Below are 7,819 nucleotides of genomic sequence, written 5' to 3' on the forward strand. Positions count from 1 at the left end.
TGCGGGCTGCGGCGCAAGGGTGACCCGCAAAGAAAAAAGCGCGCCGTGGGGCGCGCTCTTCATCGGGGCTCGAAAGCCGGGGCCGCGGTAGCGGCCCGGTGTGGCCTTACTTGGCGACGACGCGGGTCATCTCCAGGCACTTGTTGGAGTAACCCCACTCGTTGTCGTACCAGCTCACCAGCTTGACGAAGGTGCCGTCCAGCGCGATGCCGGCTTCGGCGTCGAAGATGGAGGTGCGGGCATCGCCGCGGAAGTCGGTGGCCACCACCTTGTCCTCGGTGTAGCCCAACACGCCCTTCAGGGCACCTTCGCTCTGGGCCTTCATCTCGGCGCAGATGTCCTTGTAGCTGGCTTCCTTCGACAGCTCGACGGTCAGGTCGACCACCGACACGTCGGAGGTGGGCACGCGGAAGCTCATGCCGGTGAGCTTGCCCTTGAGCTCGGGCAGCACCACGCCCACGGCCTTGGCGGCGCCGGTGGAGCTGGGGATGATGTTTTCCAGGATGCCCCGGCCACCGCGCCAGTCCTTGTTGGACGGGCCGTCGACGGTCTTCTGCGTGGCGGTGGCGGCATGCACGGTGGTCATCAGACCGCGCTTGATGCCCCACTTGTCGTGCAGCACCTTGGCCAGCGGGGCCAGGCAGTTGGTGGTGCAGGACGCGTTGGAGATGATGTCCTGGCCGGCGTAGCCGCTGCTGTTGACGCCATACACGAACATGGGCGTGTCGTCCTTCGACGGGGCCGACATGATCACCTTCTTGGCACCGGCGGCCAGGTGCTTGCCGGCGGTTTCCTTGGTGAGGAACAGGCCGGTGGATTCGAGCACCACGGTGGCACCGACTTCGTCCCACTTGAGGGCGGCCGGGTCGCGCTCCTGCGTCAGGCGGATCTTCTTGCCTTTGACGATCAGCGTGTTGCCCTCGACGGCGATGTCGCCCTTGAAGCGGCCGTGCACCGAGTCGTACTGCAGCATGTAGGCCAGGTAATCGGGCTCCAGCAGGTCGTTGATGCCCACGACTTCGATGTCGGGGAAGTTCTGCACCGCGGCGCGCAGCACGTTGCGGCCGATGCGGCCGAAGCCATTGATGCCCAATTTGATGGTCATGTCGATGCTCTTTCTCGAGTTTCAGTTTGGAAAAACGCGCAGCTCCGAGGCCAGGAGGCCCAGGAGCGCCATGTCGTGGAAACGGTTGTCCCAGAAGGCCGCCTCCCGCAATCTTCCCTCGATCCGAAAGCCCAGGTACTGGGCCAGGCGCAAGGAAGCGGCATTGTCGGGGTGGATGAGGGCGTCGACGCGGTGGATGCCCTGGGTCTGGAAGGCCCAGCCGAGCACGGCCACCAGGGCCTCACGCATGTAGCCCTGCTGCCAGGCGCTGCGGGCCAGTTCGTAGCCCAGCGTGCAGCGGTGCCAGCGTGGGTCCCAGTTGAACAGGCCGCAGGTGCCCAGCATCGTTCCGCCGCTGCGGGACTCCAGCGCCCAGCGGAACACCGGCGGACCGTACTGCCAGCCCGCCCTGCAGCGGGCGATGAAGTCGTGCGCCGTCGCCTCGGTGTCCAGCGGCGCCGCGCCCCAGTGGCGCATGGCGTCGTGATCGCGGTGCATCGCCGCCATGGCGGATGCATCGGCATGCGCCAGTTCACGAAGGATGAGCCGTTCCGTCTTCAGTTCTGGAAAGGCGGGGAGGCTCATCGGCGGGAGGCTGCTCTTCAGCCCTTGAGCACGGCCTGCACGGTGGCGGCCACGTTCTCGGGCGTGAAACCGAAGTGCTTGAACAGCACGCCGGCCGGTGCCGATTCGCCGTAGCTGTCGATGCCCACCACGGCATCCACACCATACTTCCACCAGCCGCCGGTGCTGCCCATTTCGACCGCGACGCGCGGCAGGCCCTTGGGCAGCACGGACTTCTTGTACTTGACGTCCTGGCGGTCGAAGGTGGTGGTGCTGGGCATGGAGACCACGCGCACCGGGATCTTGCGGGCGGCCAGCAACTCCTGCGCGGCCAGCGCCAGTTGCACCTCGGAGCCGGTGGCGATGATCACCGCCTTGGCCTTCTTCTTGAGGCCCACGCGCGAGGGCTCGGCCAGCACGTAGGCGCCACGGCTGATGTCGGCCAGCTCGTCCTTGGGCGCGTAGTTCAGGTTCTGGCGCGACAGCAGCAGCGCCGTGGGCTGCGTCCTGTTGCGCAGCGCGCAGGCCCAGGCCACCACCGTTTCGGTGGTGTCACCCGGACGCCATACATCGAGGTTGGGGATCAGGCGCAGGCTGGCCGCATGCTCGATCGACTGGTGCGTGGGGCCGTCCTCGCCCAGGCCGATGGAGTCGTGCGTGAACACATGGATCACCCGCTGCTTCATCAGCGCCGCCATGCGGATGGCGTTGCGGCTGTAGTCGCTGAAGGTCAGGAAGGTGCCGCCGTAGGGGATGAAGCCGCCGTGCAGCGCCACGCCGTTCATGATGGCGGCCATGCCGAACTCTCGCACGCCGTAGTTGATGTGGCGGCCGATGCGGCCGTCCTCGGTGCGCACCACGGTGCCGTCGGCGGCGAAGCGCAGGTCGGGCGTGGCGGCGGTCTTGGTCAGGTTGGAGCCGGTCAGGTCGGCGCTGCCGCCGAGAAGTTCGGGCAGCTGCACCGTCAGCGTCTCCAGCGCCAGCTGGCTGGCCTTGCGGCTGGCCACGGTCTCGGCCTTGGTGTGGGCGGCCAGCACGGCGTCGACCACCACCTGGTCGAAGGCGGCGGGCAGCTCGCCCTTCATGCGGCGCTCGAAAGCGGCGGCCAGATCGGGGAAGGCCTGCGCGTAGGCGGCGAACTTCTCGCTCCAGGCGGCTTCGGCGGCCGCGCCCTTGGCCTTGGCGTCCCAGTCCTGGTAGACGGCCTCGGGCAGCTCGAAGGGGGCGTGTTCCCAGCCCAGGGCCGAGCGGGTCAAGCCGATCTCGTCGGCGCCCAGCGGCTCGCCGTGCGCCTTGGCGGTACCGCCCCGGTTGGGGCTGCCCTTGCCGATCTGCGTCTTGCAGACCACGAGGGTCGGCTTGCTGCCCTCGCCCGTCTTGGCCTGGGCGATGGCGGCGGAGACGGCGACGGCGTCATGGCCGTCCACCGGGCCGATCACGTTCCAGCCGCAGGCCTCGAAGCGCTTGGGTGTGTCGTCGATGAACCAGGGCGCGACCTTGCCGTCGATGCTGATGCCGTTGTCGTCGTACAGGGCGATCAGCTTGCCCAGCTTCCAGGCGCCTGCCAGGGCCACGGCCTCGTGGCTGATGCCTTCCATCAGGCAGCCGTCGCCCAGGAAGGCGTAGGTGTGGTGGTCCACGATGGCATGGCCGTCGCGGTTGAACTCGGCGGCCAGCAGCTTCTCGGCCAGCGCGAAGCCCACGGCGTTGGTGATGCCCTGGCCCAGCGGGCCGGTGGTGGTCTCGACGCCGGGGGTGATGCCCACCTCGGGGTGGCCGGCGGTGCGGCTGTGCAGCTGGCGGAAGTTCTTCAGTTCCTCGATGGGGAGGTCGTAGCCCGTCAGGTGCAGCAGGGCATAGATCAGCATCGAGGCATGCCCATTGGAGAGCACGAAGCGGTCGCGGTCGGCCCAGTGCGGGTTGGCCGGGTTGTGCTTGAGGTGCTCACCCCAGAGGGCCGCCGCCATGTCGGCCATGCCCATCGGGGCGCCGGGATGCCCGGAGTTGGCTTGCTGGACGGCGTCCATCGCCAACGCGCGGATCGCGTTGGCCATCAGGGCTTGGTTGGCCATGAGTAAAGGCTTTCGGGGGGATGAAGAGGGGAACCGGCGATTTTACCGATGCACGCTGCCGCGACCCTTCCAGACACCCGGCGCGGGCGACGGGCAGCGCTGTCATGGCCGATCCATGAGAAATATGTGTCACATTTGTAAAGAAACCCCCCATATTGACTGCTGCAGTGGGGGGTTGGACTGCTAGAGTGGCGCACATGCAGGGCCTGCACCTCACCGCCGACCTACACGATTGCCAGTGCGCCGACTTTTGGCTCACGGAAGGCACCATCCTTCTCGAGTGCTTGACGCGCGTCGTTGCCGTCGCCAAGTTGAACGTGGTGGGCCAGGTGGCCCATCACTTCCCCGCGACGCCCATAGGCCGTGGCGGCGTGACGGTGGCGCTTCTGCTCGCGGAATCGCATGTGTGCATCCACACATGGCCCGAGCAGGGCAGCGTGACGCTCGATATCTACGTGTGCAATTTTGGCGGCGATCATTCCGATGCCGCGAAGGCGTTGCAGGAGGCGCTGATCGCCCTGTTCGCGCCACGGCACGTGGAGCGCAACATCCTGCACCGCGGCAGCATCACTGGCCATCTGGTGTGATTCCGGCCATGGTTCTCGCCGCTGGTCGCGGCGAGCGCATGCGGCCGCTGACGGACGGCACGCCCAAGCCCTTGCTCGAAGTCCGCGGCAAGCCGCTGATGCAGTGGCCCATGGAGGCGCTGGCGCGCGGCGGCTTCACCCGGCTGGTCGTCAACACGGCCTGGCTGGGCGAGCAGATCGCACAGCGCTTCGGTAGCGCCCCCCGCTGGGACGAGGGCCTCGTCTCGCATATCGCCTATTCGCACGAAGGCCGTGATTTCGGCGCGGCGCTGGAGACCGCGGGCGGCATCGCCCGCGCCCTGCCGCTGCTGGACACCGACCTCTTCTGGTGCCTGGCCGGCGATGTCTACACGCCCGACTTTCACTTCACGCAGGCCCAGGTGCAGTCCTTCGCCGACAGCGGCCGCCTGGCCCACCTGTGGCTGGTGCCCAATCCGCCGCACAACCCTCGCGGCGACTTCGGCATCGGCGAAGACGGCGCGGCCCTGAATCTGCCGCCCGACGACCCGGCGCCGCGTTTCACCTTCTCCACCATCGGTCTCTACCGCCGCGAACTTTTCGCGCCGCCCTGGTGCGGCATACCGCCCGGCAACCCGGCGGGCGTGAAGGCCGCGCTGGCGCCGCTGCTTCGGAGCGCCATGGACAATGGCCGCGTCAGTGCCCAGCTGCACACCGGCCGCTGGACCGACGTCGGCACCCCCGAGCGCCTCGCCCAACTCAACACGCCGCCATGAACGCCAGTCCTTCCCTCTACGCCGAGCGCCGGGCCCGCCTGGCCGCCCAACTTGGTGCCGATGGCATCGCCCTCATCCCCACCGCGCCGGAGCGCCAGCGCAACCGCGACAGCGACTTTCCCTACCGGCACGACAGCTACTTCCATTACCTGACCGGCTTCACCGAGCCCAATGCCTGGCTGGTGGTCGATGCCGCGGGCCGCAGCACGCTGTTCTGCCAGCCCAAGGACCTGGAGCGGGAGATCTGGGACGGCTACCGTCTGGGCCCCGAGGCCGCGCCCGAGCGCCTGGGCGTGCAGGAGGCCTTCTCCGTCGCCGAACTCGACAGCCGGCTGCCCAAGCTGCTCGAGAACCGGGCCACGGTCTGGTACCCCTTCGCCACCCATCCGGGCCTGGAAGTCCGTGTCGACGGCTGGCTGCAGAAGGTGCGCGCCCGCGTGCGCTTCGGCGCCCTGTGCCCCGAGCAGCAGCGCGACCTGTGCGGCCCGCTGGACGAGATGCGCTTGGTCAAGGACGCCTACGAGCAGGACGTGATGCGCCGCGCCAGCGAGATCAGCGCCCGTGCCCACATCCGCGCCATGCAGCTGAGCGCCCGCATGCTGCGCGAGGGTCGCGACGTGCGCGAGTACCAGCTCGACGCCGAGCTGCTGCATGAATTCCGCCTGGGCGGCTCGCAGTTTCCGGCCTACGGCTCCATCGTGGCGGCTGGCGCCAATGCCTGCGTGCTGCACTACCGGGCCGACGTGGCGCCGGTGCGCGCCGGCGAGCTGGTGCTGATCGATGCCGGCTGCGAGCTCGACAGCTATGCCAGCGACATTACCCGCACCTTCCCGGCCGATGGCAGGTTCACCGGCCCGCAGCGCGCGCTCTACGACCTGGTGCTGGCCAGCCAGGATGCGGCGGTGGCCGCCACCAAGGCCGGCAACCGATTCAACGACCCCCACGAGGCCACGGTGCGCGTGCTGTCGCAGGGCATGCTCGACCTGGGTCTGCTCGACGCCAACAAGGTCGGCAGCGTAGACGACGTGATCGAGCAGCGCGCCTACTTCCGCTACTACATGCACCGCACCGGCCATTGGCTGGGCATGGACGTGCACGACTGCGGCAGCTACGTGGAGCCCACGCAGGTGGGCGAGATCAGCGAGCGGCGCGACCCGCTCTCGGGCGAGGTGATCAAGAACCGCCCGAGCCGCATCCTCCAGCCCGGCATGGTGCTGACCATCGAGCCGGGCATCTACGTACGCGCCGCCGACGACGTGCCGGCGCAGTTCCACGACATCGGCATCCGCATCGAGGACGACGCCATCGTCACCGCCTCGGGCTGCGAGCTGATCACGCGCGGCGTGCCGGTGGACGGCGACGAGATCGAAGCGCTGATGCGCGGCTGAGCGGGCGGCTCCTTGCGGCCCAGGCCGCCGGACGCTCAGCCGAAGCGCTGCGCCGAGTAGGGCGCCGCATCCACCATCGTCGGCCCGCCGTCGATCAGCTCGGCCAGCAAGCGGCCGCTGGCCGGGCCCAGCGTGAAGCCCTGGTGCGCATGGCCGAAGTTGAACCACAGGCCGCGGTGACGCGGGGCGGCCCCGATCACCGGCAGCATGTCGGCGGTGCAGGGCCGGGCGCCCAGCCAGGGCTCGCCTTCCACGGGGTGCGGCAGGTCGAGCAGTTCGCGGGCATAGGTCTCGGCGCGCGTGAGCTGCCAGGGCGTGGGCGCTGCATCCTGGCGGGCGAATTCGGCACCCGTCGTGATGCGGGCGCCGCGCCGCATCGGCGCGATCACCAGCCCGCGGTCCAGGTCGTAGACCGGCCGGCGCAGCGTGGGGCCGCCGGTGTAGTGCCGGTGGTAACCGCGCTTCACGAAAAGCGGCAGCCGGTAGCCCAGGGGCTTGAGCAGCCGGTCGGCCCAGGGGCCCAGGGCGACCACGACGTCCTGCGCCTCTACCGGGCCGCGCGTTGTCTGCACGCGCCAGCCCTCGGCGGTTGCCGTCAGTGTGGCGGCGTCGCCCTGCACCAGCACGCCACCGAGCTGCTGGAAATGCGCGGCATAGCGGGCCACCAGTTCGCCCGGGTCGCTCACGCACCACGGGTCCTGCCAATGCAGCGCGCCGGGCAGGGGCTGCGTGAGGGCGGGTTCTTCGGCGGCCAGGGCGGCGCCGTCGAGGGCGCGCACCCGCAGGCCGTGCCGCGCTGCGGTGGCTTCGGCATCGCGGTGTGCCTGCGCAAAGCTGGCGGCATCGCGGAACACATGCAGGTAGCCGTCACGCTGCACCAGGTCGTCGGCGCGTGCCGCCTCGATCAGCGGGGCATGCTCGCGCGTCGAATGTTCGATCAGGCGCGCATAGGCGGCGGCGATGGGCGCGTAGCGTTCCGGTGAGGAATTGCGCCAGTAACGCGACAGCCCGCCGGCCACCGTCGGCAGGGCGCCCAGGTGCCAGTTGACGTCGGCCCCGCGCTTGAGGGCCACGCCCGCCAGCTTGGCCAGGCTGCGCGGAAAGGCATAGGGCGACACGGCCTCGCGCTGGATGATGCCGGCGTTGCCGTACGAGGTCTCGCGCCCCGGCAGGCCGCGGTCGACCAGGGCCACCGAATGGCCGCGCATCGCCAGATGGAGGGCGGTGCAGGTGCCGACCATGCCGGCGCCGAGCACGAGGATCTCGCGGCCCATGGGCGTCAGGCCTTCTGTTGGGCGATGACGGTCAGCTCGACCAGCGCGCCCGGCAGCATCAGGTCCGTGCGCAAGGTGGTGCGCACCGGCCGCGG

7 protein-coding genes are annotated in these 7,819 nt (G+C 69.3%); 3 read left to right on the forward strand and 4 right to left on the reverse strand.

Annotated elements, in window-relative coordinates; genetic code table 11:
- Nucleotides 1-106: 106 nt before the first annotated feature.
- Genes gap through tkt form a run of 3 tightly spaced genes read right to left on the reverse strand, consistent with a single transcriptional unit; the run spans nucleotide 107 to nucleotide 3,741 of the window.
- Nucleotides 107-1,105, reverse strand: a complete 999-nt coding sequence (gene gap, locus QZ772_RS00480; RefSeq protein WP_295521882.1) for a type I glyceraldehyde-3-phosphate dehydrogenase — start codon at nucleotides 1,103-1,105, stop codon at nucleotides 107-109.
- Between the two features lie 21 nt (nucleotides 1,106-1,126).
- Nucleotides 1,127-1,690, reverse strand: a complete 564-nt coding sequence (locus tag QZ772_RS00485; protein ID WP_295521885.1) for a GNAT family protein — start codon at nucleotides 1,688-1,690, stop codon at nucleotides 1,127-1,129.
- Nucleotides 1,691-1,707: 17 nt separating this feature from the next.
- On the reverse strand, nucleotides 1,708-3,741 hold the full coding sequence (gene tkt / locus QZ772_RS00490) for a transketolase (RefSeq protein ID WP_295521888.1): 2,034 nt from the start codon (nucleotides 3,739-3,741) through the stop codon (nucleotides 1,708-1,710).
- A gap of 197 nt (nucleotides 3,742-3,938) precedes the next feature.
- Between tkt and speD the strand changes: the two genes are divergently transcribed.
- Genes speD through QZ772_RS00505 form a run of 3 tightly spaced genes read left to right on the forward strand, consistent with a single transcriptional unit; the run spans nucleotide 3,939 to nucleotide 6,450 of the window.
- Nucleotides 3,939-4,328, forward strand: coding sequence for an adenosylmethionine decarboxylase (speD, locus tag QZ772_RS00495; protein WP_295521891.1), 390 nt, complete (start codon nucleotides 3,939-3,941; stop codon nucleotides 4,326-4,328).
- 8 nt (nucleotides 4,329-4,336) lie between these two features.
- Nucleotides 4,337-5,062, forward strand: a complete 726-nt coding sequence (locus QZ772_RS00500; RefSeq protein WP_295521894.1) for a nucleotidyltransferase family protein — start codon at nucleotides 4,337-4,339, stop codon at nucleotides 5,060-5,062.
- Nucleotides 5,059-6,450, forward strand: a complete 1,392-nt coding sequence (locus tag QZ772_RS00505; protein ID WP_295521896.1) for an aminopeptidase P N-terminal domain-containing protein — start codon at nucleotides 5,059-5,061, stop codon at nucleotides 6,448-6,450. The genes QZ772_RS00500 and QZ772_RS00505 overlap by 4 nt, the downstream gene beginning before the upstream one ends.
- A gap of 35 nt (nucleotides 6,451-6,485) precedes the next feature.
- Here QZ772_RS00505 and QZ772_RS00510 read toward each other — a convergent pair whose 3' ends face one another.
- Nucleotides 6,486-7,724 carry an FAD-dependent oxidoreductase gene (locus QZ772_RS00510; RefSeq protein WP_295521899.1) on the reverse strand — a complete coding sequence of 413 codons (1,239 nt, stop codon included), beginning with the start codon at nucleotides 7,722-7,724 and terminating at the stop codon, nucleotides 6,486-6,488.
- Nucleotides 7,725-7,819 lie beyond the last annotated feature (95 nt).

The sequence above is a fragment of the uncultured Pseudacidovorax sp. genome (assembly GCF_913773995.1).
Classification (GTDB): Bacteria; Pseudomonadota; Gammaproteobacteria; order Burkholderiales; family Burkholderiaceae_C; genus Xenophilus.

Excerpts from the sequence above, each read along its gene's own strand:
- QZ772_RS00510 (WP_295521899.1), bottom strand. The coding sequence starts at position 7,724 with ATGGGCCGCGAGATCCTCGTGCTCGGCGCCGGCATGGTCGGCACCTGC.
- tkt (WP_295521888.1), bottom strand. The coding sequence starts at position 3,741 with ATGGCCAACCAAGCCCTGATGGCCAACGCGATCCGCGCGTTGGCGATG.
- speD (WP_295521891.1), top strand. The coding sequence starts at position 3,939 with ATGCAGGGCCTGCACCTCACCGCCGACCTACACGATTGCCAGTGCGCC.
- QZ772_RS00505 (WP_295521896.1), top strand. The coding sequence starts at position 5,059 with ATGAACGCCAGTCCTTCCCTCTACGCCGAGCGCCGGGCCCGCCTGGCC.
- QZ772_RS00500 (WP_295521894.1), top strand. The coding sequence starts at position 4,337 with ATGGTTCTCGCCGCTGGTCGCGGCGAGCGCATGCGGCCGCTGACGGAC.
- QZ772_RS00485 (WP_295521885.1), bottom strand. The coding sequence starts at position 1,690 with ATGAGCCTCCCCGCCTTTCCAGAACTGAAGACGGAACGGCTCATCCTT.
- gap (WP_295521882.1), bottom strand. The coding sequence starts at position 1,105 with ATGACCATCAAATTGGGCATCAATGGCTTCGGCCGCATCGGCCGCAAC.